Origin of the sequence: Polaribacter sp. HaHaR_3_91 (assembly GCF_019278525.1) — a bacterium.
In the GTDB taxonomy this organism is placed as follows: Bacteria; Bacteroidota; Bacteroidia; order Flavobacteriales; family Flavobacteriaceae; genus Polaribacter.
On sequence record NZ_CP058986.1, the window covers coordinates 2,482,249 to 2,508,737 of the forward strand.

Sequence of the window (26,489 nt, forward strand, 5' to 3'; positions counted from 1 at the left end):
TTTTGTGCAAAGATACTTTTATTTAGGAGGTTGTAATACTTTTAAAACATTTTCTCTAATTCTTGCAGGTTTAAAGGTTTTAGAATCTAACATTGCCCAAATTGTTTTGGCTTTAACCAATAGAACTTTCTCTTTATAAAACTCCATAAAACGGACAGAAGTAATCCCTCTTGTTTCTCCTACCCAAGTTTTTACAGTAATCACATCTCCTAAACTAGCTTGCTTTAAATAATCTATTTCGTGTCTCATTACCACCCAAACATACTGCGGTAGAGGGTGTTCTCTAGTTAAGTGACTCCAATGAGTAGTTGCTATTTTGTCCATCCATTTTACATAGACCAAATTATTAACATGATCTAAATTGTCTATATCTTCAGATGATACTGTAATGGTTAATGTAAAAACGTTGTCCACTTTTATCAATTTTAGCAAACATAAAAATTTTAAGATATATATAACAATTATTGATCCGTAGATTTAGTCAAAACTTGGTCTTTATATCGATATTTGCAGAATATTATGACAGAATTAGCAAATAACCTAGGAACACAAAAAATTAGTACCTTATTAATAAAACAAGCAGCTCCAGCTACCATAGGGATTCTTGTGATGTCTTTAAATATGATTGTCGATACTATTTTTGTGGGACAATGGATTGGAGTTTTAGCAATTGCAGCAATTACAGTGGTACTACCAATTGTTTTTCTAATATCTTCTATTGGTATGGGAATAGGAATTGGAGGAAGTTCTATTATATCTAGAGCATTGGGTGCAGAAAATTCTGAGAAAGCATTTTTAACTTTTGGTAATCAGGTTGCGCTAACTGTTATTTTAGCGATTATTTTTGTAATTATCGGAAACTTTTTTAGTGTACCTATCCTAAATTTATTTGGCGCCAAAGGCGATATTTTACCCATTGCATCTGAATATTTTAAAGTTGTAATCTACGGAGTTCCGTTTTTAGCCTTTGCAATGATGGGAAACCCAACGATTAGAGCTGAAGGAAAACCAAAATTTGCGATGTATGCAATGATGGTTCCCGCCGTTTTAAACATTGTTTTAGATATTATTTTTATCAAGTTTTTTAATTGGGGAATGTGGGGAGCAGGTTTAGCGACAACCATTTCTTTTATGAGTTCTGGTTCATATATTTTATATTTCTTTTTATCTTCTAAAAGTGAATTAAAAATTATTCCTAAAAACTTTAAATTAGATGGCAAAATTGTTAGAGAAATTATAGAGTTGGGAGGCGTTTCTATTGTAAGACAAGGCGCAATCAGCATTCTAATGATTGTATTAAACTACTCTCTTTTTAAATATGGTGGAGAAATATCTATAGCAGTTTACGGAATTATTAACCGAGTGATGATGTTTTCTCTTTCTCCGGTGATGGGAGTTTCGCAAGGTTTTTTACCTGTAGCAGGATATAATATTGGTGCAAACAAAAATGACAGAGTAAAAGAAACAATCAAAAAAGCGCTTTTATATGGATCTGTTTTAGGAACTCTTATTTTTATAGCAATCTTATTTTTTAAGGAAGAAGTAATTGGAATTTTTACCACTGATACAACTTTGTTGACAGAAACGCCAAATGCAATGTTAATTGTCTTTTTAGCAACTCCAGTAATTACCATGCAATTAATTGGATCAGCATATTTTCAAGCCGCAGGAAAAGCGTTACCTGCTTTATTTTTAACTCTTTTAAAACAAGGAATTTTCTTAATTCCGTTAGCCTATTTTTTACCGAAGTATTACGGAATTAGTGGTATTTGGTGGTCTTTCCCTATTGCAGATGTTTTATCTACCATAATTACAGTTATAGTTTTAAAACGTGAGGTTGACAAGAATTTGAAGCATTAAAATTTCCATGTTATTCAGAATGACGTAGGAAGAGGAATCATAATTTTAGAAGCTCAGAGATTTCTCAATCGCCTAAAAAGACTCATTTCTAAATGACATTCGTTCTTGAAACTTTAAACAAAAAAACTCAGCGAACCTATGTGATTCCTCCATGAATCTCCGCGTAACAACAAGCTCAATCTCAACTCTTAAATAATACTCTCTCCATTTAAATTTGTCGTTAAAACATCACTAAACAAATTAAAAAACGGTCGTAAAGCTTTAAAACTTTTATCTACTTCTTCTAAAAAGTTAGGTGCTAAAACTTCTGCATCTGTAAAATTTCTAGTAGCAACAAATCCTTTTTTACGCAATAAGTCAATATTTTTATGTTCTTTGTCAAAACCTCTTGGAGCAGATTTTAATTCATCACCGCCAAATTTACCTCCAAAGTATTTTACAAAAGTTTCATCTTCTAAAATTTCTCTAAATTCTGTAGAGTCTTGTTCAATTTCTTTTCTTAATCGGTATAAATCGTCTTTTTCTGGTTGCCAAAATCCACCACCTAATAAATTTTCACCTGGTTTAATTTGTAAATAATAACTACCACGTAACTGTTTTCCTAATCTAGAAAACGAAACAGCAAATCTTGGATTATAAGGTGTTTTATCTTTAGAAAAACGAACATCTCTATAAATACGATAAATTTTCATTTTATCAATTTCATCATGCTTTTCTAAATTCGATTGCATTTTTAAAAATAATTCTTTTAGATTTTTTTGATGCTTTACAAAAGTAGGTTTATGCTCTGTAAACCATTCTCTATTGTTGTTATTTTGTAAATCTTTTAAAAATTGAAAGCTCGATTTTTCGAATTGCATTTTGATGAAAATTTTAGAGGTTAAACTTACGAAGTTTTTAGATATTATTGATGTGGATTTCACGAAGATTCAAAGAAACGTTTTTTCTCGTAAAGTCGAAAAGGTTGAATGTTCTTAAGTTTAGATTTAGGTAAGAAAATTGTTTTAAAATGAGCTTAGAAAAAAAAATGATAAAATCGCTTTTTCTTTGTGTCCTTTGCAAAAAACTTAGTGAACTTAGCATTTAATTAATTTAAATTTGTTTCTCATATATGCATCCAAAAACAAAAGACATTCAGAAAAGGTATGAGGGATTTTTGCAAACACATTGTTTGTGGAAAGGAAATACTATTTATGGGTTACATCAATTTGAAATTGAGTCGAAATCGACAAAAATTGATATCGCATTTAATGAAAAACTACGTTTAGGAAAATATATAGAACGTTTTGTTTCTTATCAATTAACACATAAAAAATCGATTTCTATTATTTGTGAGAATATTCAAATTCAGAAAGAAAAAATTACGCTAGGTGAATTAGATTGTATTTTGTTAAGGGATGAACAACCGATTCATTTAGAAGTTATTTATAAATTTTATTTGTATGATCCTTCAGTAGGAAAAACAGAAGTAGAACATTTTATTGGTCCGAATAGAAAAGATTCTTTAGTGGAAAAATTAGATAAATTGAAAGGCAAACAACTGCCTCTTCTCTACTCTAATGAATGTGTATCTTATTTAAAAACCATCAATTTACAAGCTTCAGAAATTGAACAACAAGTTTATTTTAAAGGACAATTATTTATTCCTTTCTCTAATAAAAATCTTCAGTTATCAATTTTAAATCCAAATTGCATTGCTGGGTTTTACATCAACAAAAAAGAATTAGAACAATTTAAAGATTGTAAGTTTTTTATACCGATTAAAAAAGATTGGATAACTATTCCACATAAAAATGTAGCCTGGTTAAATTTTAATGATTTTAGCCTTATTGTAGAGGAGTATATGCAAAGAAAATTCTCACCACTTTGCTGGTTGAAAAAACAAAACGGTGAACTTGTAAAAGTATTTTTTGTTTGGTGGTAAGTTAATTTTTATCTACCACATCGCCAGAACCAACCGATTTACTATCAACCTTAGAAGGGTTTCCTTTATAATAAACACTACCAGAACCCACTAATTTTGCTTTAATCTTAGATTTTACAGTTGTTTTTACACCTCCAGAACCCGCTATATTTACATAAATTTCATTGGTTTCTAAACCATAAGAATTAATGCTTCCAGAACCAGCAATAGAGCAGGTGAATTCATTAGATTTTCCTTCTAAATTAATATTTCCAGAACCTCCAATAGAAGCTTTTATAGCGTCTGAATCTACTTTTAATGCAATGTTTCCAGAACCTCCTAAATTCACATTAAAATTATTTGCTTCTATTAAACTTTCACTTAAAATATTTCCAGAACCTCCCAAAGCAATACTTTCTATATGCTCATAAGGCACTGTAACTGTTAGTTTTTTAGTAGTGCTAATATTTGTGTTGTTCTTAAATTTTACTTTTAAAAGACCATCAGAAACTTCAGTTTCTATAAAAGGAAGTATATTTTCTTCCCCTTCTAAAGTTATTTTACCTTCCTTTCCTTTTACAAGAACTACATCAAAAGATCCACCTATTGAAACTCCTTCATAACCTGAAGTAGATCTTGTTACAGTTACCACATTTCCATCTCCTTTTATTTTTTTACTATTCCCAAACCAACTTTGGGAATTTACAGCAAAAGTAATGGTTAAAATTAAGCTCGTTAAAAGTACTTTTTTGTTCATAATAGCTGTTTTTATTTGGGTTTTCTATAATTATAATTTACATTTTGTAATTTTAATTTACATTTTGTAATTTTAATTCAAGATTCTAAAAAACTTTATGCATCTAAAGTATGTAAAATCTCTTTTAATTCACTGTAATTCTTAACTTTTTGTAAACTCCAACTTAAATTATATGTGATTTTTTCTCCGATTAACAACTTTCTTTCAGGACTTAAACATTCTAATTCTGTAAATAAATGATTCCCAAAAATTGTTATAGAAGTTCCGTTATCTGGATACGTAGCTTTCTCATCAAAAGTAAATTGTTCTACAAACAATGTGTCGTTTAAATAACCTGCAACCCATTTCCTAGCGTCTAATCCTATTTTTTGAGGAAATTCATTGGAAGACTTTAAGGATAAAACACTGTTTTTTACAGATGCATTTTCTTCTGCATAATTTTTTGCATCTGGCCATTTAGAAATCGTAAATCCATTTTCAAAAATGCTATTCTCTGAAATGAATGAAAAACTAACATTTGGTGTTTTAATTTTTGATAAACTCCAAATCGTTAAAGGGATATTTTCTAGTACAGTATTTTTTGCCACTTGAATTTTTACCAATTCTTGCTGAATATCTACTCCTGCCCCAACTTCAGCAATTGTAATGGTTCTTTTTATTTGAATTCCTAAAATAGCACTAATCGGACTTTTTAAAACAACTCCGTTAACTAAAAATTCAACCGAATAACAACTAGCGTTTATAAAAGGATCTGGAATGTGTCTAGAACCTGTAATTAAATGATGATACTCTTCTGAACAAGGTAAAACTCTATTTCCACCAACATTTGGTGCTTGTTTTATATTATTCTCGGCAAAATATTCTCCAACTTTAAATTCAACTCCTTCTAATGCTTTATTTTCATAAAATAAATTTTCTCCATTTAAAAATCCGAAGTAAATAATTCTTCCTGTTTCTGGAATTACAATCAATTTAATTTCTAAATTTGAAATTTCAACAGCATTTTTCCAACCATTATAAGTAATTGTTTTAATTTGTATTGCTGACATCTATTTTATTTTAATACAAAAATGGCGAAAAAAACTGAAGTAGTTAAATATTAATCCATTTGAAAAACACGAATATCAAAAAGAACAAAAAACCTTGGCCTACAAAAGATGCTATGGATCAGGTTTATAAAATGAACCTTTGGGGAAGTAACAATACTGAGTTTTATTCTGGTTCAGGCTCTCATCAACCAGAAATAATTGAACCATATATAGAAACTATTAGCTCTTTTTTAACTTCTTTTAAAAACCCAATTACGGTTTTAGATTTAGGTTGTGGAGATTTTAATATTGGTAAAAATTTCGTGAAACTTACTCAAAAATATACAGCTATAGACATTGTATCAGCATTGATAAAATACAATCAAGAAAATTTTAAAGCAGAAAATTTAAACTTTAAATGTGTAGATATTGCTAAGGATGATTTACCAAAAGCAGATTGTATTATTTTAAGGCAAGTATTGCAACATTTATCTAATGCAGAAGTACAAAGTGTTGTAGAAAAATTACCTAATTACAAATATGTTATTCTTACAGAACATATTCCTTTAGGTGATTTTACCCCTAATAAAGATATTATTTCCGGACAAGGAATCCGAATTAAAAAGAAAAGCGGAATTGACTTATTAGCGACACCTTTTAATATGAAGGTTAAAGAAGAAAAAAAATTATTGTCTTATACTTTAGATGACGGAAAAGGGAATATTGTAACTACACTTTATACTATTTTTTAGGCGCTTTCCTTAGTATATTTTCCATCTTTTTCCCTTTAGCTAACTCATCGACTAATTTATCTAAATAACGCACTTGTTGTGTTAAAGAATTCTCTATTTCTTCTACTCTATAACCACAAATTACGCCCTTTATCAAATGTACATTTGGATGTAATGTTGCATTTTTAAAAAAAGTTTCAAAAGTAACCTGTGTATCGATAAGTTCATTTAATTTACTTTCATTATACCCCGTTAACCATTCAATTACTTCTAATAGTTCAGCGATACTTCTTCCCTTTTTTTCCACTTTTGTTACGTAATGTGGGTACACAGAGAAAAACTTCATATTTGCAATACGCTCATCATGATGACTTGTATCTTTCATAATTGGAAATTAACTGTTTTATTCAATCAAATTTACTAAAATTATAATAAGTTAAATACTTTAAAAGGAATCTAAACTATTTTAACCTTGGCACAACAATTGTTTTTATATATTAGACATTAACAAAATAGAACTCTATTTTATTGATTACTAGTAAACTAAAAATAACGAATTGATGTTGATTTTACACTTTTTAAGAATCAATGTCAGTATGACAGAGATATAACACATGAGCAAACCAAAAATAATGCATTTAGACAATATGTCGCTACAAAATATGTTGAATGAAGATTCTGAATTAATTCCGTTAATGACCCCAGAAGATGAGGAAATTATTAACAAGGAAAGCGTTCCAGAAGTTTTAGCAATTTTACCATTAAGAAACACCGTATTGTTTCCGGGTGTTGTAATTCCTATTACAGCCGGTAGAGATGCTTCTATTCAATTAATAAAAGATGCAAACAAAGGCGATAAAGTAATTGGAGTTGTTGCACAAAGAAATGAAGACGAAGAAGAACCAACTTTAAAAGACATACACACAACAGGTGTGGTTGCACAGATTTTACGTGTTTTAAAAATGCCTGATGGTAACACAACCGTTATCATACAAGGTAAAAAACGTTTCGAAATTGATGCCATTGTACAAGACAAACCGTATTTAAAAGCAACGGTAAAAGAAGCACTAGAAGACAGAAGTGTGGATGATGAAAAAGAATTTGAAGCAATTATAGAGTCTATTAAAGAACAAGCTTTAGAGGTAATTAAGGAAAACCCAATGTTACCAAGTGAAGCTTCTTTTGCAATTAAAAATATAAAATCAGATTCGTTTTTGGTGAATTTTATTTCATCTAACATGGATTTATCTGTAGCTCAAAAACAAGTAATTTTAGAAAAAGACAATCTAAAAGAACGTGCCTTATTAGCGTTAAAAAACTTAAACAAAGAGCTTCAGAAATTAAAATTGCGTAATGATATTCAGTCTAAAACTCGTGAAGATTTAGACCAACAACAACGTGAATATTATTTAAACCAACAATTAAAAACCATTCAGGATGAACTTGGTGGCGTTTCTAATGACGAAGAGTTAGAAGAAATGCGTAAGCAGGCTAAAACTAAAAAATGGAGTAAAGAAGTTGGTGAAACGTTTGAAAAAGAAATCAATCGTTTAAAAAGAATGAATCCACAAGCTGCTGAATATGGTGTTCAGAGAAGCTATTTAGAATTATTACTAGAATTACCTTGGGGAATTTACTCGAAAGATAAATTCGACTTAAAATTTGCGACTAAAGTTTTAGATAGAGATCATTTTGGTTTAGAAGAAGTAAAAGATAGAATTATAGAACACTTAGCGGTTTTAAAATTAAGAGGAGATATGAAATCGCCAATTATCTGTTTATACGGACCTCCAGGAGTTGGTAAAACATCTTTAGGAAAATCTGTGGCAGAAGCATTAGGACGTAAATACATCCGTATGTCTTTAGGTGGTTTGCGTGATGAAGCAGAAATTAGAGGACACAGAAAAACCTATATTGGTGCTATGCCAGGGCGTTTAATTCAGAACTTAAAAAAAGCTGGAACATCGAATCCTGTTTTTGTTTTAGATGAAATAGACAAACTAAGTAACAGCCATCAAGGAGATCCTTCTTCTGCAATGTTAGAAGTTTTAGATCCAGAACAAAATGAATCTTTTTACGATAACTATTTAGAAGTTGGATACGATTTATCTAAAATACTTTTTATTGCTACTGCAAATAACTTAGGTCAAATTCCTTGGGCTTTGCGTGATAGAATGGAAATTATAAATGTTACTGGATATACTATTGAAGAGAAAATAGAAATTGCTAAAAGACATTTATTACCAAAACAATTAAAAGAGCATGGTTTAACAACTGCGCACTTAAAGTTAGGTAAAAAACAATTAGAGCAAATTGTAGAAGGATATACAAGAGAATCTGGCGTACGTGGCTTAGAAAAGAAAATTGCAAAAGTGGTTCGTTTCGCAGCAAAATCTATCGCTTTAGAAGAAGAGTATGACATTGCAATTTCTTCAGAAAAAATAGAAAAAATCTTAGGAACACCTAGATTTAGAGATAAATTCGAAAATAATGAAGTTGCTGGTGTAGTTACTGGTTTAGCGTGGACAAGTGTTGGTGGAGATATTTTATTTATAGAATCTATTTTATCTAAAGGAAAAGGAAATCTTTCTATTACTGGTAATTTAGGGAATGTAATGAAAGAATCTGCAACGATTGCTTTACAATACATAAAATCAAATGCAGAAGAATTAGGTATTAAGCAAGAAATTTTAGAAAAATACAATGTACATATTCACGTACCAGAAGGCGCAACGCCAAAAGACGGACCAAGTGCAGGTATTACCATGTTAACTTCTTTAGTTTCTTCTTTTACACAACGTAAAATTAAAAATAAATTAGCCATGACAGGTGAGATTACTTTACGTGGAAAAGTGTTACCCGTTGGCGGAATTAAAGAAAAAATATTAGCGGCTAAAAGAGCAAATATTAAAGAAATTATTCTGTGTAAAGAAAATGAAAAAGATATTTTAGAAATCAAAGAAAGCTACTTAAAAGGTATGACTTTCCATTATGTTTCTGAAATGAAAGAAGTAATAGAAATAGCACTTACAAAGCAAAAAGTAAAGAATGCTAAGAAATTAGTATAATTAAATATTTAGTTTAAACAAACCTCTATTTTACTGATATTCAATTGGTAATTAGAGGTTTTTTTATGCTTTTTTGCGAACACTTTTTATCACTAATAAATTGTTAAATATAAATAGCACATTCCACCTTAGCATAGTAAATTTGCAAAAAATGGATTTTAAGGAACTATTTTTACAAGCCAATTATTACATTAACAGCTTTTATAAACGTTCTTTAAATTATCCATAAATAACATATTAAAAACATTCAATTTAGTAAACATAAAAGCTCTTAAAATTGCTTTTATGTTTTTTTTTGATAGAGCCCCCAAATTAATATTACATGACCATTACTTCAGAAAAACATACACATAACAATAGAATTACTACTGCATTATTATTGGCTGCCGGAACCGGAAGTCGTCTTTTTCCAATCACAAAAGATGCTCCTAAATGCTTAACTTTAGTCAGTGAAAAATCTATGTTAGAGCGTCTTGTAACCAATTTAAAAGACCAAGGTTTTACGCGTCTTGTTATTGTAACTGGTTATAAACAAGAATGTATTGTAGATTTTTTAGGCAACCAAACAGACGGCTTAAGTATCGAGTATGTACACAGTCCGTTATACAAAACCACCAACAATATTTACTCACTTTGGATGGCAAGAAATAGTATAAAAGAACCTTTTGTACTTATAGAAAGCGACTTGGTTTTAGACACCTCTTTACTAAGCAATATGGTGTATCCAGATAAAATGGCAGTGGCAAAAATGCAACCTTGGCTCAACGGAACTACTGTAACTATTAACGCTCAAAATAAAGTGATGCAGTTTCAACCAGGTACCACAGAACCGTATACCGAAACGCGCTATAAAACCGTAAATATTTATAGTTTCTCTTTAGAATCTTGGCAAGAAGTTTCCAAAAAACTGAATCAATATATTGAAGCCGGAAACGTAAACGCCTATTACGAAACCGTTTTTACAACCTTAGTAGCCGAAAAAACAATAGCATTCGATGCTGTTTCTTTCGATGAAAAACCTTGGTACGAAGTAGATACTATTTTAGATTTAGCCGAAGCAGAAAAATTATTTCCAGTAGCTACTGAAGAAGAAGTTACCTATGCTCTTTATTAATTTTTATTAGAAGCTATTTCCTGCTTTTCACTGTATCTTTTTTCTTTCATTTCTTGCGAATGCAAAAATGAAAGAAAAAAGGATGCCGTTTCAATCAGGGCTATACTTGTTTGATTTAATTAGCAACAGGTTATCATTAATAAAGTTAAACTTTATTCTAATATTCAATCTTAGTTCTAACTTCTGCCAACTCTAAAATTTAGTTGAATTTATCTACTCTAATTTTTAACTTTTTTCTCTTAAAAACTTTCGTTTTCTCTCCCAATCCCCACTTTTAAGACAAGAATCAACCTGTTCATTTATGTAGCTTTTTATGGGAATCAATTTTATACCTAAATCAGATTTTTTTACTATCTCTAATAAATTTCTCCATTCTACTGCTTGTATATCTCCAATAATAGCATCTCCAGAATATATTCCTCCACTTCCATTCCACATAAGTCTTCCAAAAATCTCTTTATCTTGATTTACAGAAACAAATAATAAGAATATTTCCTCAAAAAGTTCTTTTCTTGAATGTCTTATGAGGTCAACAATGACTCTCATCTTTTGATAGTTTGTATTATTGTCAATTACATATTGCCTAATAAAATTATCAGCTCTTTTAATCTGTTTTTCTTGTCTAAGGTTTTTAAAGAAAACATTGCAATAATCTTCTAAAAAACCAATATATAAGTCTTTTTCAATAATTAAATCAAATACCTGGATTAGCCTTTCTTCAATATCATTTATATTCCATATGTAACTCATATCACTATGGTCGCCACCAAGACTATGTTTGTCCGTTGCAGAGTATAAGCTTTCAACAAATTCGATTAAGAAATTTTTATCAATTTTTAATATTTCTAAAACACCTTTTCCTTGATAATCAAAATGATTTTGAATCAGGTTTTGTTGTATATATGCCTTTTTTATTAACTCAATGTCGTTACCTAGATATTTAAAATGTTTACTAAAAAAATCCATGCAAACCTGTAATCGTGTATTCTCTTTTTCGTTTTTTTCGGTAATAATTTTTATAATTATTTGAAATAAGTTTGGTTCTACTGAAAGAAAACGTTCTATCCTATTAAAATAAATAGTGTTAGAACTATTCATTTTTTTTATTGTATTAATTAGAGATATAGAATATTCTTTGCTTATCAATGAATCGTCTATATAATCGTAAAATAATAATTCCCAAAGTTCTTTTGCGTGAAACTCTTTTGATTGAATAATTTCCCAAATTCGATTTGCTAAAATCTCAGTTTTTAATTGATTTCTAAAAACAGTTCTCGGTATATAATTAATTTCATTTCCATCTTCAATAACTATGTTCAGTAAATTAAGTCCATTATCAAAATTTCTTGAGCAATTTTCATCGATAATATAATCAAGAGAGTTATTATAATTGTAATTATTCTTTGCTAAATTTCTTAATAGTAAAAAAGTGTTGAAAAACTGATTTATTTCATTAATATCCGTTAGTATAAATGAACTTCTTATTTCTGCTTCTTTTAATCTGTCATACTCTTGAAAATCATCGAATTCGTACATCTCCTTATCTCTAAACCTATCCCAATCTATTTTAAGAAACGTAAAGTAGATATCGTTAACAAATCTATTCGTCAAATTCGTGAATTCTTCTAAATCAAAGTCGTGTCGTTTAAACCATCTTATTTGACTTTGTACATATTTACAATGTTCAAAGCTTTCAACCTTTAAGTGTTTATCAATAATGTTTAAAATAAATGGAAGGTCGAATTCCATTATTTCTTTATTGACATCTGGATAAACTACTGAATAACTGCAAAGTAGTTTAAAAGACATTTCGGAACGAGAGACAAAATTAGAATCCAAAACATCCCATATTTTCATTCTAAACTCTTGGATATTTTTATTATTCGGAATTGGGTATTGATAATGAATAAAACTGTTATTTCTTCCTCCTTTGAATTGCTGGAATGAATGTGAAAGAAAAGTTTTAGCAAGTTCAAAAAATGATGTTAAAAGTAATTCATTCCCATTATTTACACCATTTATTAAAATATCGAAAAGGGTATTTTGTCTATAAAAATTATATCGTTCATCATCTCTATCAAAAATTAATAATTCCCTTATTTTATGAATAAGTTCAGGTAGTTTTTCGGGTTGTCGAGATACATATTCAAATAATAATTCAATTGAATCTTTAAGGTAATTACTATTAAGACGAAAGAAATTGCTGACTAGTTCTATAATATTATCCTTGTCAAAAGTAAATTGATTGTTTTCATAAGAAGTATCATATTTATTTTCTTCAATCTTTGGTAAAGTTTCTATATACTCATATATAAATTCTAAAGTTTGGTCTTGAAGGTAAAACCAAAACGATTTTAGAAAATCTAAAGCTTTTATGTCATCATTTTTAATTAGATTCCAATAATTAACTAATTCTGGTTTTATCTTGTCCATTACGTTTTGTGGACCAAACGTGTTATTAGCTGGGATTATACTATCTGTAAATCTATTTTGATAGTTTTCAAAATAGTTGTTTAAAAGGATTTGAAACGAGAGTAAATTATCTTTTATAAATGCTTTGTAAAAGAAAAATATGGCAAGGTTTTGTTCTGGAACTTTTACGTGTTCAAATTGGATTTCTGCTAATTCTAACTTGTCAAGCTTAACAATTGTATCTATAAAATCATTGTATGATATTTCAAATTTATCGAGAATTGATTCGGTTACTTCTTTATTCTTATATGGAATAGTATAAAAGAATGAAATAATTCCAAGACATTTAATGTTTAAAGAATTTTCAAACTCTCCATTATCTTTGATGAATGTTGAAAAATACTTCTCAAATAAATCGGAAACATCATTTAAAGCATCCAGATTATTAACTTCTTTAGCATATAAAGAAATCATAATTGCTAACCTTGGATTACCTTCAGAAATTCTTACTATTTTATCATAATAATTTGAATTTAAAATTTCAAATGGCTCAGATTTTATTATATCAATAATTTGCTCATCTTTAAGCTTTTGCAAATCCACTCTTTGGGTTGAAAATTCTTGACATTTACTCCCAATTTCTTGAAATGCATAATCTCTTACAGTAATTATTATTTTAAGTTTACCTTTTCTATTAGCTTTAAAAAAGCCTATTATTTGTTCAAATGCATCAATTCTATTAGCGTCATCAACAAAAAGTAAATAGTCTTTGTCTACGTCAAAATATTGATACAAGTCCGCAAGCAAAGTATAGCTCTTATATGAAACGCAATATGCTTGGTACGATTCATTTTTTGTTAAATAATTATTGATAGTTTCAATTGCTAACTTTGTTTTTCCAACTCCAGGAGCTCCTGTAAGGATTATAAAATCTTCATTATCTATGGCATTACTTAATTTTTCTAATTCCAACTCCCTATGTAAGAATATATTATTCAATGGAGTAGCAATCCCTTTTGAAGCTCTATCATACTCTTTAATAAAATTTTCAATTGAAACAATTTGACCTGTATCTAAAGGTAATTCTAAATATATGTGAGCTAAATCTCTATGATGCAAGTGGATTTCCAATGCTAATTCTTGTAACATTAAATAGCGTATTCTAATGTCAGTTTTAAAACTCTTAGCTAGAGTATTTAATTCTGTGATTTTTTCTTGATCAATATTCCAATTAATGCAAAGAACTATTTCCTCAATTTTCTCAATTGGTATTTTTGTTTTAACTGGGTCAAAACAAGCTTTTATATCATTTGCCAACTTATTTTTTGTGCTTGTATCTGTTGTTATTTCAGAATATAAGAAGTTACCGTTTGACAATTGAAAAAATGTATCAGGAGTTCCTTTTGTTGTCTTTTGTTTTCCTATTTGACTTCCTGTTCGAGATATAGCAGAATAATTTTTATGTCTAATCGTTAAATAACTATCACAAAGTTCTTGGAAGACAGTTCCATTTATAACTTTAAGTTGGTTCTCTATTGTTTGAAGTCTACTCATATTATTCAATTTCTTCGAGCATTGAAAAAACAGCTCTTTTTGGTTTTTAATGTTGGATGATATGTAGAAAAACATCAAATATAATATTTGGTATGCTTACCTATTCAATATAAATCACAAGCGTTATCAACAATACAACCTACATCAACAGTTAGCTAAGTTAGTTTTTTAACCATAAAAAATCAATTATTAAATAACTGTTTATCAACATTTAAATAACACTTTTTTTAGGTAAATATATCGTTTTACAAAAACAACAACCCCGCAAAAAAACCTCCAATTTAACTGCAACTATTACAGAAATTGGAGGTTTTTATATCGTTTTTACGAAGAAGTCTTTTTATCTTCCTTTATTTTTTTTCTGTTTTTTTATAAATCCATTCCGCTATAAAACAAAAACCTATAATTGAAATAGAAATGAGTACTCCCAATAGGTTTGTTTCGTACTGTTGGTTTATTAAAATAACGGTGGCAACCATACATAAAACAAAACCAACTAACGGAATTACTTTATTGCTCCCCGTGTTTTTAGACAATCTAAAACCAACAAAATTTACAATACCGAAAATAAGTAAAAACCCAACACTACCTGCTGTAGAGATACTTTCTAAATCTAGAATATTTACAAGAATTAAAGTAGCAATGGCGGTCACCATTAATCCTATAGGTTGGTTCCATAATTTTGCTAAAAAATGATGATCGAGCTCGTCATCTTCTGCAATTTCATAATTTACACGACCAGCACCTAATAACGAAGCATTGATTGCCGAAAAGGTAGAAATTAAAGCAGCCACTGTAATTATAGAAAAACCAATTTGTCCTAACATTGGTTTTGCGGCTTCTGCCAAAACATAATCTTCTGCCGTAGCAATTTTTGAAAAAGGAAGTGACCCCACCGTAACAATGGCAATAATAATGTACAAAATAATGACAAAAATAACGGAAATGTAATAAGCTCTAGAAATATTTTTTCCTGGATTGATGATATCTGGCGCTGCATTTGCAATTAACTCAAAACCTTCATAAGCCACAAAAATAACCATTCCCCCAGCAAATAATTTAATAGGAGCTTCCCAATTAGTCACTGCCAATTGCGTCAGTTCTGGATTCCCTATTAACCCGTAACCTCCTATAAAAATAAAGGCAATTAAAATGATCAGTTTAATAACAACAGCATAAGCTTCTATTTTACCAACCACAGCAACACTATAATAATTTATTACAGTTGCCAAAAGAATGATACCACTGGCATAAATATGAAAATCTATGGTTTTATGATGCGTAATTTCTAATAAATTAGGCGCATAAGAACCAAACGCAGAAGCATAAAGAGAAAGCATTATAATATAACTTACCCATAAAAGATTACTAATTGCACCACTAAACACCGTTTTACCAAACCCTTGGTTGATAAACTTTACCGTTCCTCCCCTATTTGGGTACGCTATTGAAAGTTTTACGTAACTGTAAGAGGTTATTAAAGCCAAAATTCCTGCCAATAAAAAAGCAATAGGTGTTCCGCCTTTTGCAAGTGATACCGCAAGACCAAGAACTGCAAAAATTCCACCACCTACCATTCCGCCTACTCCAATTGATATTGCTTCTTTTAATCCTATTTTTTTGTTCATTTATGGTGATTTAAAGTATAAAGGTAAATTTTATTAAAGGATTCTGTCTTAAGAATTCGCTATAAAAAATAAAAGGTTCAAAACAACGTAATTGTGTTTTGAGCATTTATGCTTCTTTGTATTATAAAAAGAACTTACTTGTTCTTCTTTTTAATTTATTATTGAATTTCTTCAATTTCGAAACCTGCACTTTTTACAGCTTCTACTACGCTGTTTTTATCTTCATCATCTAAGGTTACTTCTAAAATTTTATCATCGTGCTCTAAATCTACTTTCCATAAATCTACGTTATCTAAATTATTTAACACAGGCGTTACAGATTTAATGCAACTTCCACAATGGATATTTGTTTTGTATTTTACGGTTGTCATCTTTTTTTATTTTTAATTAATGTTTTTATTTTTTAGTCTTAAACTGTTTGAGAGCACAGATATAGAACTCATAGACATTGCTGCCCCAGCAATCATTGGGTTTAATAAAAATCCGTTGATGGGATACAATGCTCCTGCTGCAATAGGAATGGCAATAAGGTTGTAAATAAATGCCCAGAATAAATTCTGTTTGATGGTTTTCATCGTTGCTTTAGATAATTGAATCGCTTTAGAAATCTGTTTTAAATCGGAATGCATTAACGTGATTCCTGCACTTTCCATAGCAATATCTGTTCCGCTTCCCATAGCAATACCAACATCTGCTTGTGCCAAAGCATGCGAATCATTAATTCCGTCTCCTGCCATCGCAACCACTTTTCCTTCTGCTTGTAGCTGTTTAACAAAAGCACCTTTATCTGCAGGCATTACATTGGCTTGGTAGTTTTTTATCCCAACTTTGTTGGCAATTGCTTTTGCAGTTTGCTCATTATCGCCAGTTAACATATGTATTTCGATCCCCATTTGTTGTAGTTTCTGTATCGCAGCAAGCGTTGTTTCTTTTACTTTATCGGCTACTGCAATAATACCAACTACGGTATTTTTATGCGCTACATACACCACTGTTTTTGCTTCTGATTTTAAACTATTTGCTTTCGTACTCAATTGGGTAGGAATTGTAATTTCCTTTTGAACCATTAAACTCTCATTCCCAATTCGATACAATTCATTTTTAAAGGTTGCTTCTGCACCCAAACCGGTAATACTTGTAAAAGAATCGATGGGTACGCTTTCTGTATCTATCGTTTTTAAATGTGCTACAATTGCTTCTGCAATAGGATGCTCTGATTCTGATTCTATGGCAAATACTACTTTCTCGAGTTCGGTAGAAACTGTATTTTTATTCCAAATTAAATCGGTTACTTTTGGTTTTCCTTCGGTAATGGTTCCTGTTTTGTCTAATATTAAAGTATCAATTTTATAAGCAGTTTCTAATGCTTGCGCGTCTTTAATTAAAATTCCTTGTTGTGCTCCTTTACCAATACCCACCATTAAAGCGGTTGGAGTTGCCAAACCTAAAGCACACGGACAAGCAATAATTAAAACAGTAATTGGTGTTAATAATGCGTAGGTTATAGAAGGATCTGGCCCTAAGAAATACCATAAAACAAAAGTTACAATCGCTAAACCGATTACAATAGGCACAAATATACCTGCAATTTTATCTGCCAATTTCTGAATAGCAGGCTTGCTAGATTGTGCTTCTTCTACCAATCTAATAATTTGAGACAGTAAAGTTTCATCGCCAATTTTAGTAGCAATAATTCTTAAAGATCCTTTTTGATTGATAGTACCTGCAAAAACTTTGCTTCCTTTTACTTTTTCAACCGGAATCGGTTCTCCAGAAATCATACTTTCATCTATAAAAGAAGTTCCTTTTTTTACTTTTCCGTCTACAGGAATTTTATCTCCCGGTTTTAAAATGATGAGTTCTCCTTTTAGAATTTCATCATAAGAGATTACTTTTTCTTCACCATTTCTAATTGCGGTTACTTTTTTAGGTTTTAAACCCATTAATTTCTTAATAGCAGAAGAGGTTTTACTTTTTGCTTTTTCTTCAAAAAAACGTCCTAATAAAATTAAAGTAATAATAATTACTGCCGATTCGAAATACACATGAGGTACCAAACCTTTGCTTAAAAAGTACTGCGGATTTACGGTATTAAACACACTAAATAAAAAAGCGATTCCGGTACTTAATGCCACCAATGTATCCATATTTGTAGAAAAATTCTTTAACCTTTTCCACGCAATAGTATAAAACTCTGCACCACTATAAAATAGAACAGGTAGTGCAAGCGCCATCATAATCCAATTTTCATAAGGTATTTTCCCCATTAAAAACATAGACATGATAAAAATAGGCACCGAAAAGATTGCCGCGAAAATCAACTTCTTTTTAAGGGTTGCTAATCTTTTTTCTTCTAAGGCTTCAAACTCTTTTTTAGTATCTTCTTTTGTACCTAAAATCAATTTAAAACCTATTTCTTTAACTTTATTCCCAATAGTTTCCAACGGAATAATATTTTCGTCATATGAAATGGTCACCGATTGATTTGGGTAATTTACAGCAACGTCAATAACTCCTTCTTGTGGTTTTAAATAAGATTCTATACTGATAGCACATGATGCACACGTCATACCAGCAACTTTATATTCTTCTTTCATGATATTACTTTTATTGTACTACAAAAGTACAGCGACTGTATATCTAATTTGTTACAGAATTATGAGTATCATTTGTATAATTCTGATTTAATGCTTTTTTACTTAAAGCGAATCTAATGGTTGATGCTTGGGATCTTTCATCTTTTTAAACTGAGAAGGAGACATACCTGTTTCTTTTTTAAACTGAGCAGAAAGGTGTGCTACACTGCTATAATTCATCTGAATAGCAATTTCTGAAAGTGAATATTCTTTGTAAAAAAGGAGTTCTTTTACATGCTCTATTTTCTGTTTTAAAATAAAACGTTCTATAGTAATCCCTTCTACAGAAGAAAAAAGCCTACTAAGAGAAGCATAATCATGATGCAATTCATCAGAAATATAATCTGAAAAATTGATATTTAAATATTCTTTAGAATGGTGTACTTGTGCAATTATTAACGCTTTAATCTGCGTTATTATTTTTTGATTTTTATCCTCTAGCAACTCAAAACCTCTTTCTTTTAAACGGCTACCTAATTCCACTTTTAAAGCATCATTTACTGCGGTAACACTTTCTAACTTCCCTAATTGAAGATGTTGAATAGGAATTTGTAAATCTTCACAAATTTCTTTTACCACATCCACACAACGCGGGCAAACCATGTTTTTTATATAGATTGTATTTGTGTCCATTTTTAGAATTTAAAAGAGCAATTAACGCTTCTTTTGGGTTATTTATTGGTGAATTTTCTTAAATCTTTATTAGCACCATAGATTACTAAAATATCATTTTCATTTAAAACAGTATTTGGTGCGATTACACCTTGTACTTGTTCTTCGTTTCTAGATTTACCAACAAGAGATTTTACTTTTGTTTTTTTAATGGTGGTTAGCGCTAAGATATTGTATTTTCTACGAAGCTGAATTTCCTTAATGGTACTTCCAATATATCTTTCGGGAATATTCACCTCAATAATGCTATAATCTGCACTTAACTCAAACGAATCTACCACATTTGTTAAACACAGTTTTTTAGCCCAACGCTCTGCCGATTCCTCTTCTGGATGTACAATTTCTTCAATACCAATGGCGTTTAAAACCTTTTCATGTAAAGGATTTATCGCCCTACTAATTAATCGTTTTACTTGAAAATTTTTAAACAATGCAGTAGTCATTACATTAGCTCCTTGGTCTTGCCCAAAGGCGATAATAACCACATCGGTATCACTTAAAGGCAATCCAGAAACAGTAGATTCATCCGTAGCATCCATACAAATAGTATGAGAAATTCTTTCTTTATACAATTCTACTTTTGCCATATTGCTATCTATCCCAATAACTTCATTTCCTTGCGTCGTTAGTTTTTCTGCCAATGGACCTCCAAAATTTCCGAGTCCTACAATAATATATTTCATAATATTAGTTTATGGTTATTTCTTCGCTTGGGTAGCGATAATTTTTATGTTTAATTTTTCTAAAAACGGCTACCATTATAGAAAGCATACTTACTCTTCCTATAAACATAATAGCAATTACAACCAACTTACTTGCCGTACCAAGACTAGACGTAATACCTAAACTTAAACCAACAGTACTGTAGGCAGAAAAACTTTCGAAAGCGATTTTTAACAGTCCTAGTTCAGGGTTAAATATGGTAATCAGCATAATACCAAAACCAATTACAATTAACGAAAGTGCTATGGTGGCAAATGCTCTTTTTACAGAAATATCTGCAACTTCTCTTCTGTATACTTCTATTCTGTTTTTTCCTTTTGCCAAACTTAATATGTTTAAAGTGGCAATAGCAAAAGTACTGGTTTTTATACCACCTCCGGTGGATGCTGGCGAAGCTCCAATCCACATTAATAAAAAGGTAATCATAATTGTGGGTAATGATAAAGCAGTCATATCTACCGAATTAAAACCTGCTGTTCTTGGTGTGGTTGCAATAAATAAAGCATTGACCATTTTACCAAAAAGCGAATGTTCTTCTAAAGTATTATGGTATTCTATAATAAAGAAAAGTATAAAAGCAATAGCTGTAAGCGACAAAGTAGTTACTAAATTAATTCGACTGTTAATTTTTAATACCCAAGGTTTATAGGTTTTTCTATAAGATTGAAACTTAAAAAAATTGAGAATAACATGCTTTAAATATTTTAAGAGGTTTACTACAATAGGAAAACCTAAACTCCCAAGAAAAAATGTAGCAATAATTACCAGTTGTAAAGGATAATTAAAACGAAAACCAACTTCATAAATACTATTACTTAACGTAGAAAAACCTGCATTGCAAAAAGCAGAAATAGCATGAAAAATAGAGAAAAAAGCTTTGTCTACAAAATTGGTTACTAAAGCATCATCTAAAGAAACATAAATAAGTATGGCGGCAATTAACTCTACCGTTACAGTAATTACAATAATATTTTTTAAGGTATTAAAAACACCTCCAATTCTTTGTGAATTGGTCATTTCACTCAACGTTAACTGATTCTCATACGTGCTACCACCTTTAAAGAAATAACTAAAATAGCTCGCAAAAGTTAAAATTCCCAAACCACCAATTTGAATTAGAATTAAAAGTATAGATTGCCCAAAAACGGTAAAATAAGTACCCGTATCTACTACAGCTAATCCTGTAACACAAACGGCACTTGCAGAAGTAAACAAAGCATCTATAAAAGACAAACCGTTATACGTAGCTTTTGGCATCATCAATAATAAAGAACCTAAAAAGATGATGGTTAAAAAACTTAAAATAAATAACTGAGCAGGATTAAAATAAATTCTATTTAGGTTTAATTTCAGTTCAGAAAACTCTCTTATAAATGATAAAATAACCGCAAAAACCAACCACAACGGATTCTCTAAAACCAAATCTGTCTGAAAGGATTCACCAACAAACAAATACATATAAATAATACCTAATAAATATCCGATAGAAAGGAGGTCAAAGACCACAACATTTCTTTTTAAAAGATGCGGATTTTCATAATACCGCACAAAAGTAGACGTTAAGCCTAATGCAATTACAATAAAGTAAAAACCATCTATAAGCTGCTGTACAAAAATAGTTTGCTCAAAACCAAAATGAAAAATAAAAGCAAACAATCCTAAAACACTTGCCCAAAATGCAGTCTTATATATTTTTTTAAAAGCAATATTCATTTTGCAAAAATAATCTTCATAATTCGTATTCTTATTCCGTTCTTAATGTTTGCCTTCATTGGCAGAAGTCAATGTAGTAGTAATTTATAACCAATAAATCTATCTGATTTTATTGATGAATAGAAAGCTGTTAAAATAAGTAACTCTATATTTACTTTAACAAGAGCCTTTTTTAAACTTTAGTTTTTTTTTAATACTAACAGAGATTAAATTTAGGTATTAATTTGAAATAAGTATCAAAATTACCTCTTTAATAAAATCGTTTTTATGATAAACCTCAGTAATAAAAAAATAAGCCTAAAAAGAGCTACAAAGTTATCTTTTTAAAGCTCAGAAAAAAACTAGAACCTCAACAGAAATAAAGATTTATCATTCTAACAATTCTAAAATAGAACTTTAGCTATTTATCAAAAAAATGTGTTAAATTTTATGTAATTTTGATTATTAATATCATTTCGAATTAAGAATAACGAGAGATCTAGAAGTCTTTTACCAAAATTTAAAGACTTCATTTAACAAGAGAATTACAAATACTTAAAAATAAGTCAATTGCTACATTTTATAGACGTCATACTACCCATTCCTATACAGAAAACATTCACGTATTCTGTTACTGAAGACGAAGCTAATTTTCTAAAAAAAGGAATGCGTGTTGCAGTTTCTTTTGGAAAATCGAAAATGTATTCTGCCTTGATTTTAAACATCCATCAAACAAAACCGGTTTTGTACGAAGCCAAAGATATTCATCAAATTTTAGATGAAGTTCCATTGGTAAATGAATTACAACTAAAACATTGGCAATGGATTTCTAGTTATTACATGTGTTCTTTGGGTGATGTATATAGAGCTGCTTTGCCTTCTGCTTTTTTGTTAGAAAGCGAAACCATTATCAATAAAAATGAAGATTTTACTGAAGAAGATATTTTAGCTGATGATGAATTTTTAATTTTTGAAGCTTTACAACATCAATCTCAATTGACCATTCATCAAGTAATTGCTATTTTAGGAAAGCAAAAAGTAATGCCTATTATAAACTCTTTAATTAAAAAAGAAGCAATTATAATTAAGGAAGAAATTTACGAACAATACAAACCAAAATTGGTTAAATATGTTCGTTTACATGCAGATTATTCTTCGGATGATTCTCTAGGAAAATTATTAGAAGAATTATCTAGAGCAAAAAAACAACGGGAAGCCGTTTTAGGATTTTTTCAACTATCAACTTCTAAAAAACCTATAAAAGCAAAAGATCTAGAAGAAAAAGCAAGTGTTTCTGCTTCCATTTTAAAGTCTTTGGTCGATAAAAACATTTTTGAATTTTATCACATTCAAACAGATAGAATTGAGTTTAATGGAGATACTAATGATTTAAAAGTGCTGAATGAGTTTCAAGAAAAAGCACTTACAGAAATTAAAGAAACCTTTAAAGAAAAAGACGTTACGCTTTTACACGGAATTACAAGTTCTGGAAAAACAGAAGTCTATACAAAATTAATTCAAGAAGTATTAGACCAAGGGAAACAAGTAGTATTCTTGTTGCCAGAAATTGCATTAACCACACAAATAATAACGCGTTTACAGTTTTATTTTGGAGAACAAATTTCTGTTTTTCACTCTAAATATTCTATGAATGAGCGTGTAGAAGTTTGGAATAACGTTTTAGAAAACAAACCGAAAGCACGCATTATTTTAGGTGCTCGTTCTTCTATATTTTTACCTTTTTCTAATTTAGGTTTAATTGTGGTTGATGAAGAACACGAAACTTCTTACAAACAGTTTGAACCTTCACCAAGGTACAATGCAAGAGATTGCGCTATTGTTTTAGCGAAACTTCATAATGCTAAAATATTATTGGGTTCTGCTACTCCATCCTTAGAAACCTATTTTAATGCACAACAAAATAAATATGGTTTTGTAGCATTAAATCGTCGTCATGGAAATGTGCAACTGCCAAAAATTGAATTGATAGACGTAAAGGAAAAGCAGCGAAAAAAGGAAATGAAAGGTCATTTTTCTGATAGATTACTGAAACTGATTCAGGAAGCTTTAGACTTAAAAGAGCAAGTAATTTTGTTTCAAAATAGACGTGGATTTTCGCCAGTTGTAGAATGTAATACATGTGGAGTATCACCAGAATGTCCAAATTGTGATGTTAGTTTAACCTACCATAAATTCAGGAACGAATTGCGTTGCCATTATTGCAACTATCAAAGATCCATGCCAAATAGCTGTGGTGCTTGCGGAAGCAATACTTTAGACAATAAAGGTTTTGGAACTGAACAGATTGAATTAGAGCTGACCACGTTATTTCCAGATTTTAAGATCGGAAGAATGGATTTAGATACTACTCGTGGAAAATATGGGTATCAAAAAATAATTGGTGCTTTCGAAGCTAAAGAAATAGACGTACTAGTAGGAACGCAAATGCTTTCTAAAGGTTTAGATTTTGAAAATGTAACTTTGGTAGGAATCATAAATGCAGATTCTATGCTAAATTTCCCAGATTTTAGAGCACATGAACGTGCGTATGATATGATGGTACAGGTTTCAGGAAGAGCAGGAAGAAGTAAAAAACAAGGAAATGTAGCCATTCAAACCTATAATCCGCATCATCAAATATTACAACAAGTTTCTACCACAAATTATGCAGAAATGTATAAAGAACAATTGCAGGAACGTTGGCAATATAAATACCCACCTTATTATAGATTGATAAAAATTACGCTAAAGCACAAAGATTACAACAAAGTTGATAGTGGTGTAAATTGGCTATTTAAAGCTTTGTATAGTTCTTTTGGTGAAAATGTTTTAGGTCCAACTGCACCAGCTGTTTCTAGAGTTAGAAATCAATATATTAAAAATATTGTCATTAAAATTCCGCCAAAACAAAATTTAGCACAAACAAAAAAACAACTTCAAAAGATTAAAGATACTTTTGAAGCTGTTAAAGATTTTAGACCAATCCGATTTATTACAGATGTGGATGCGTATTAAATACTGGATAGTATTCAGTCTCTATTTTCAGTTAGAAAACAACTCATATTCGCGAGCGTGAGCGTACCGATCATGAAAAAAACAAGCAATAAGTATAATTTTTCAATATAAACTAACTGCTTGCTATTACTGAAAACTGTAAACTTTTTTAATAATTTCTATATTGTTTCGTTTCTTCAAAAACGTGCTCTAGAATTCTTTTATCGATTTCTTCAAAAAACAAATCTTTACGTTTCATAACAACTTCTGCTACTTCAAAAACTTTATCAGTTTTATATTCCGTAAATCCAGAAGCTCCTCCCCAACTAAAAGACGGAATAAAATTCCTTGGAAATCCGCTTCCAAAAATATTGGCACTTACACCAACTACGGTACCAGTGTTAAACATGGTATTAATTCCGCATTTAGAGTGATCTCCCATCATTAAACCACAAAACTGTAAGCCTGTTTTTGCGAAACGACCTGTTTCATAATTCCATAATTTTACTTGAGCGTAATTGTTTTTAAGATTAGAGTTATTTGTATCTGCTCCTAAATTACACCATTCTCCTATTACAGAATTTCCTAAATAACCATCGTGACCTTTGCTTGAATATGCAAATAAAACAGCATTACTAATCTCTCCTCCTACTTTACAATATGGACCTAAAGTAGTCGCTCCAAATATTTTAGCTCCTAATTTTACAACGGCATTTTCACACATTGCAAAAGGACCTCTAATTGCAGAATTTTCCATAATAACAGCATCTTTACCAATATAAATTGGTCCTGTAGATGCGTTTAAAGTTGCAAAAGTAATTTCTGCTCCTTCTTCTATAAAAATATTTTCTTTATTCAAATACCTTGTTCCTTCTGGTATTGGTTCAGACTCTCTTCCTTCTGTAATTAAATCGAAATCTTGCTGAATAGCTTTTTCATTTAAAGAAAAAATATCCCACGTGTTTTTAACTTGTATCAAATCTTCATCAAATTCAATTTGAGTGTATTCATCAAAATTTACTTCTTCTTGAGAATCTGAAGTAAAAAAAGCAATGACATCATCACCTTTAAAAATAGCTTCATTTTTTGATAAATTCTTTACTTTTTCAATTAAATTTTCTGTAGGACAAAAAGAAGCATTGATTAATATATTCTCTTCCATTTCTACCATCGGATATTTTTCTTCTAAATATTCCTGTGTAATAGTCGTGGTTGTTAAACCTAAATATTTTTCCCATTTTTCTCGAATGGTTAATATTCCTATTCTAATGTCTGCAACTGGTTTTGTATATGTAAAAGGTAATAGAGCGTCTCTAACATCTCCATCAAATAGAATATAATTCATTTTTTCTTTTTAAAAGTGCCACAAATTTACTTTAAAATGAGCATAAAAAATACGAATTTTATTAATTACAATTCGTTTTTATCAAGTCTCAAATAAAACAGTACTTTTTTTATACTATTCTAAAACTTTATTTCTTCGGACATTAACATATCATAAAATTTAGGTGCTGCTTTTTTATATAATTCTATAAATTCAAGTAAATTTTAACTTCAAAATCAGTTTTCTCAGCATTTTTTATCAAAAATAACTTAAATACGGATTTCTAAAGTTCTTTAAAATTAGCATGACACAACAAGTTATTGTATAATTTTATATATTTGAAATAAATAATCCATAATAATTATTCAATTTTACTAAGAAATACCTAATAAT

19 protein-coding genes are annotated in these 26,489 nt (G+C 29.9%); 6 read left to right on the top strand and 13 right to left on the bottom strand.

Going from position 1 to position 26,489, the window contains the following annotated elements; genetic code table 11:
* Positions 1-18: 18 nt before the first annotated feature.
* Positions 19-414: a thioesterase family protein gene (locus H0I27_RS10450; protein WP_218730654.1), complete on the bottom strand. Its 396-nt coding sequence runs from the start codon at positions 412-414 to the stop codon at positions 19-21.
* 105 nt (positions 415-519) lie between these two features.
* Here H0I27_RS10450 and H0I27_RS10455 point away from each other — a divergent pair, with 105 nt between their 5' ends.
* The gene (locus H0I27_RS10455; protein WP_218730655.1) at positions 520-1,860 is read left to right on the top strand and encodes an MATE family efflux transporter; all 1,341 of its coding nucleotides are present in this window, start codon (positions 520-522) and stop codon (positions 1,858-1,860) included.
* 188 nt (positions 1,861-2,048) lie between these two features.
* On the opposite strand, the gene H0I27_RS10460 is transcribed toward H0I27_RS10455, so the two are convergent.
* A complete protein-coding gene (locus tag H0I27_RS10460; RefSeq protein WP_218730656.1) occupies positions 2,049-2,720 on the bottom strand; it encodes a DUF2461 domain-containing protein in 672 nt (223 codons plus the stop codon).
* A gap of 251 nt (positions 2,721-2,971) precedes the next feature.
* On the opposite strand from H0I27_RS10460, the gene H0I27_RS10465 reads away from it, so the two are divergent.
* Positions 2,972-3,784 (top strand): DUF1853 family protein, encoded by an 813-nt coding sequence (locus H0I27_RS10465; protein ID WP_218730657.1) that lies wholly within the window; start codon positions 2,972-2,974, stop codon positions 3,782-3,784.
* Position 3,785: 1 nt separating this feature from the next.
* Here H0I27_RS10465 and H0I27_RS10470 read toward each other — a convergent pair whose 3' ends face one another.
* Together H0I27_RS10470 and H0I27_RS10475 are read right to left on the bottom strand one after the other, a co-directional pair.
* Positions 3,786-4,520: a head GIN domain-containing protein gene (locus H0I27_RS10470; protein WP_218730658.1), complete on the bottom strand. Its 735-nt coding sequence runs from the start codon at positions 4,518-4,520 to the stop codon at positions 3,786-3,788.
* 95 nt (positions 4,521-4,615) lie between these two features.
* Positions 4,616-5,569: a hypothetical protein gene (locus H0I27_RS10475; RefSeq protein WP_218730659.1), complete on the bottom strand. Its 954-nt coding sequence runs from the start codon at positions 5,567-5,569 to the stop codon at positions 4,616-4,618.
* A gap of 59 nt (positions 5,570-5,628) precedes the next feature.
* Between H0I27_RS10475 and H0I27_RS10480 the strand changes: the two genes are divergently transcribed.
* Positions 5,629-6,300: a class I SAM-dependent methyltransferase gene (locus H0I27_RS10480; RefSeq protein WP_254713075.1), complete on the top strand. Its 672-nt coding sequence runs from the start codon at positions 5,629-5,631 to the stop codon at positions 6,298-6,300.
* Here H0I27_RS10480 and H0I27_RS10485 read toward each other — a convergent pair.
* Positions 6,290-6,664, bottom strand: a complete 375-nt coding sequence (locus H0I27_RS10485) for a DUF2200 domain-containing protein (RefSeq protein WP_218730660.1) — start codon at positions 6,662-6,664, stop codon at positions 6,290-6,292. The genes H0I27_RS10480 and H0I27_RS10485 overlap by 11 nt on opposite strands.
* A gap of 229 nt (positions 6,665-6,893) precedes the next feature.
* Between H0I27_RS10485 and lon the strand changes: the two genes are divergently transcribed.
* Together lon and H0I27_RS10495 are read left to right on the top strand one after the other, a co-directional pair.
* On the top strand, positions 6,894-9,347 hold the full coding sequence (gene lon / locus H0I27_RS10490; RefSeq protein WP_218730661.1) for an endopeptidase La: 2,454 nt from the start codon (positions 6,894-6,896) through the stop codon (positions 9,345-9,347).
* A 322-nt stretch (positions 9,348-9,669) separates the two neighbouring features.
* On the top strand, positions 9,670-10,461 hold the full coding sequence (locus tag H0I27_RS10495; protein ID WP_218730662.1) for a sugar phosphate nucleotidyltransferase: 792 nt from the start codon (positions 9,670-9,672) through the stop codon (positions 10,459-10,461).
* Positions 10,462-10,686: 225 nt separating this feature from the next.
* Here the strand turns inward: H0I27_RS10495 and H0I27_RS10500 are convergent, their stop codons facing one another.
* From H0I27_RS10500 to H0I27_RS10530, 7 genes are all read right to left on the bottom strand, one after another.
* Entirely contained in the window at positions 10,687-14,427 is a 3,741-nt protein-coding gene (locus tag H0I27_RS10500) for an ATP-binding protein (protein WP_218730663.1), read from the bottom strand.
* A 350-nt stretch (positions 14,428-14,777) separates the two neighbouring features.
* On the bottom strand, positions 14,778-16,055 hold the full coding sequence (locus H0I27_RS10505) for an APC family permease (protein ID WP_218730664.1): 1,278 nt from the start codon (positions 16,053-16,055) through the stop codon (positions 14,778-14,780).
* 158 nt (positions 16,056-16,213) lie between these two features.
* Positions 16,214-16,426, bottom strand: coding sequence for a heavy-metal-associated domain-containing protein (locus tag H0I27_RS10510; RefSeq protein ID WP_218730665.1), 213 nt, complete (start codon positions 16,424-16,426; stop codon positions 16,214-16,216).
* 12 nt (positions 16,427-16,438) lie between these two features.
* The gene (locus H0I27_RS10515; RefSeq protein WP_218730666.1) at positions 16,439-18,652 is read right to left on the bottom strand and encodes a cation-translocating P-type ATPase; all 2,214 of its coding nucleotides are present in this window, start codon (positions 18,650-18,652) and stop codon (positions 16,439-16,441) included.
* A 102-nt stretch (positions 18,653-18,754) separates the two neighbouring features.
* Positions 18,755-19,324: an AraC family transcriptional regulator gene (locus H0I27_RS10520; RefSeq protein WP_254713076.1), complete on the bottom strand. Its 570-nt coding sequence runs from the start codon at positions 19,322-19,324 to the stop codon at positions 18,755-18,757.
* 38 nt (positions 19,325-19,362) lie between these two features.
* Positions 19,363-20,046 (bottom strand): TrkA family potassium uptake protein, encoded by a 684-nt coding sequence (locus tag H0I27_RS10525; RefSeq protein WP_218730667.1) that lies wholly within the window; start codon positions 20,044-20,046, stop codon positions 19,363-19,365.
* Positions 20,047-20,050: 4 nt separating this feature from the next.
* Positions 20,051-21,799, bottom strand: coding sequence for a TrkH family potassium uptake protein (locus tag H0I27_RS10530; RefSeq protein WP_218730668.1), 1,749 nt, complete (start codon positions 21,797-21,799; stop codon positions 20,051-20,053).
* A gap of 549 nt (positions 21,800-22,348) precedes the next feature.
* Here H0I27_RS10530 and priA point away from each other — a divergent pair.
* Entirely contained in the window at positions 22,349-24,793 is a 2,445-nt protein-coding gene (priA, locus tag H0I27_RS10535; RefSeq protein WP_218730669.1) for a primosomal protein N', read from the top strand.
* Positions 24,794-24,941: 148 nt separating this feature from the next.
* On the opposite strand, the gene H0I27_RS10540 is transcribed toward priA, so the two are convergent.
* Positions 24,942-26,117, bottom strand: coding sequence for a GlmU family protein (locus H0I27_RS10540; protein ID WP_218730670.1), 1,176 nt, complete (start codon positions 26,115-26,117; stop codon positions 24,942-24,944).
* Between the last annotated feature and the right edge of the window lie 372 nt (positions 26,118-26,489).

What these genes read in the sequence shown, in the direction of transcription:
- H0I27_RS10455 (WP_218730655.1), top strand. Translation starts at nt 520, where the DNA reads ATGACAGAATTAGCAAATAACCTAGGAACACAAAAAATTAGTACCTTA.
- H0I27_RS10460 (WP_218730656.1), bottom strand. Translation starts at nt 2,720, where the DNA reads ATGCAATTCGAAAAATCGAGCTTTCAATTTTTAAAAGATTTACAAAAT.
- H0I27_RS10465 (WP_218730657.1), top strand. Translation starts at nt 2,972, where the DNA reads ATGCATCCAAAAACAAAAGACATTCAGAAAAGGTATGAGGGATTTTTG.
- H0I27_RS10470 (WP_218730658.1), bottom strand. Translation starts at nt 4,520, where the DNA reads ATGAACAAAAAAGTACTTTTAACGAGCTTAATTTTAACCATTACTTTT.
- H0I27_RS10475 (WP_218730659.1), bottom strand. Translation starts at nt 5,569, where the DNA reads ATGTCAGCAATACAAATTAAAACAATTACTTATAATGGTTGGAAAAAT.
- H0I27_RS10485 (WP_218730660.1), bottom strand. Translation starts at nt 6,664, where the DNA reads ATGAAAGATACAAGTCATCATGATGAGCGTATTGCAAATATGAAGTTT.
- lon (WP_218730661.1), top strand. Translation starts at nt 6,894, where the DNA reads ATGAGCAAACCAAAAATAATGCATTTAGACAATATGTCGCTACAAAAT.
- H0I27_RS10495 (WP_218730662.1), top strand. Translation starts at nt 9,670, where the DNA reads ATGACCATTACTTCAGAAAAACATACACATAACAATAGAATTACTACT.
- H0I27_RS10500 (WP_218730663.1), bottom strand. Translation starts at nt 14,427, where the DNA reads ATGAGTAGACTTCAAACAATAGAGAACCAACTTAAAGTTATAAATGGA.
- H0I27_RS10505 (WP_218730664.1), bottom strand. Translation starts at nt 16,055, where the DNA reads ATGAACAAAAAAATAGGATTAAAAGAAGCAATATCAATTGGAGTAGGC.
- H0I27_RS10510 (WP_218730665.1), bottom strand. Translation starts at nt 16,426, where the DNA reads ATGACAACCGTAAAATACAAAACAAATATCCATTGTGGAAGTTGCATT.
- H0I27_RS10515 (WP_218730666.1), bottom strand. Translation starts at nt 18,652, where the DNA reads ATGAAAGAAGAATATAAAGTTGCTGGTATGACGTGTGCATCATGTGCT.
- H0I27_RS10520 (WP_254713076.1), bottom strand. Translation starts at nt 19,324, where the DNA reads ATGGACACAAATACAATCTATATAAAAAACATGGTTTGCCCGCGTTGT.
- H0I27_RS10525 (WP_218730667.1), bottom strand. Translation starts at nt 20,046, where the DNA reads ATGAAATATATTATTGTAGGACTCGGAAATTTTGGAGGTCCATTGGCA.
- H0I27_RS10530 (WP_218730668.1), bottom strand. Translation starts at nt 21,799, where the DNA reads ATGAATATTGCTTTTAAAAAAATATATAAGACTGCATTTTGGGCAAGT.
- H0I27_RS10540 (WP_218730670.1), bottom strand. Translation starts at nt 26,117, where the DNA reads ATGAATTATATTCTATTTGATGGAGATGTTAGAGACGCTCTATTACCT.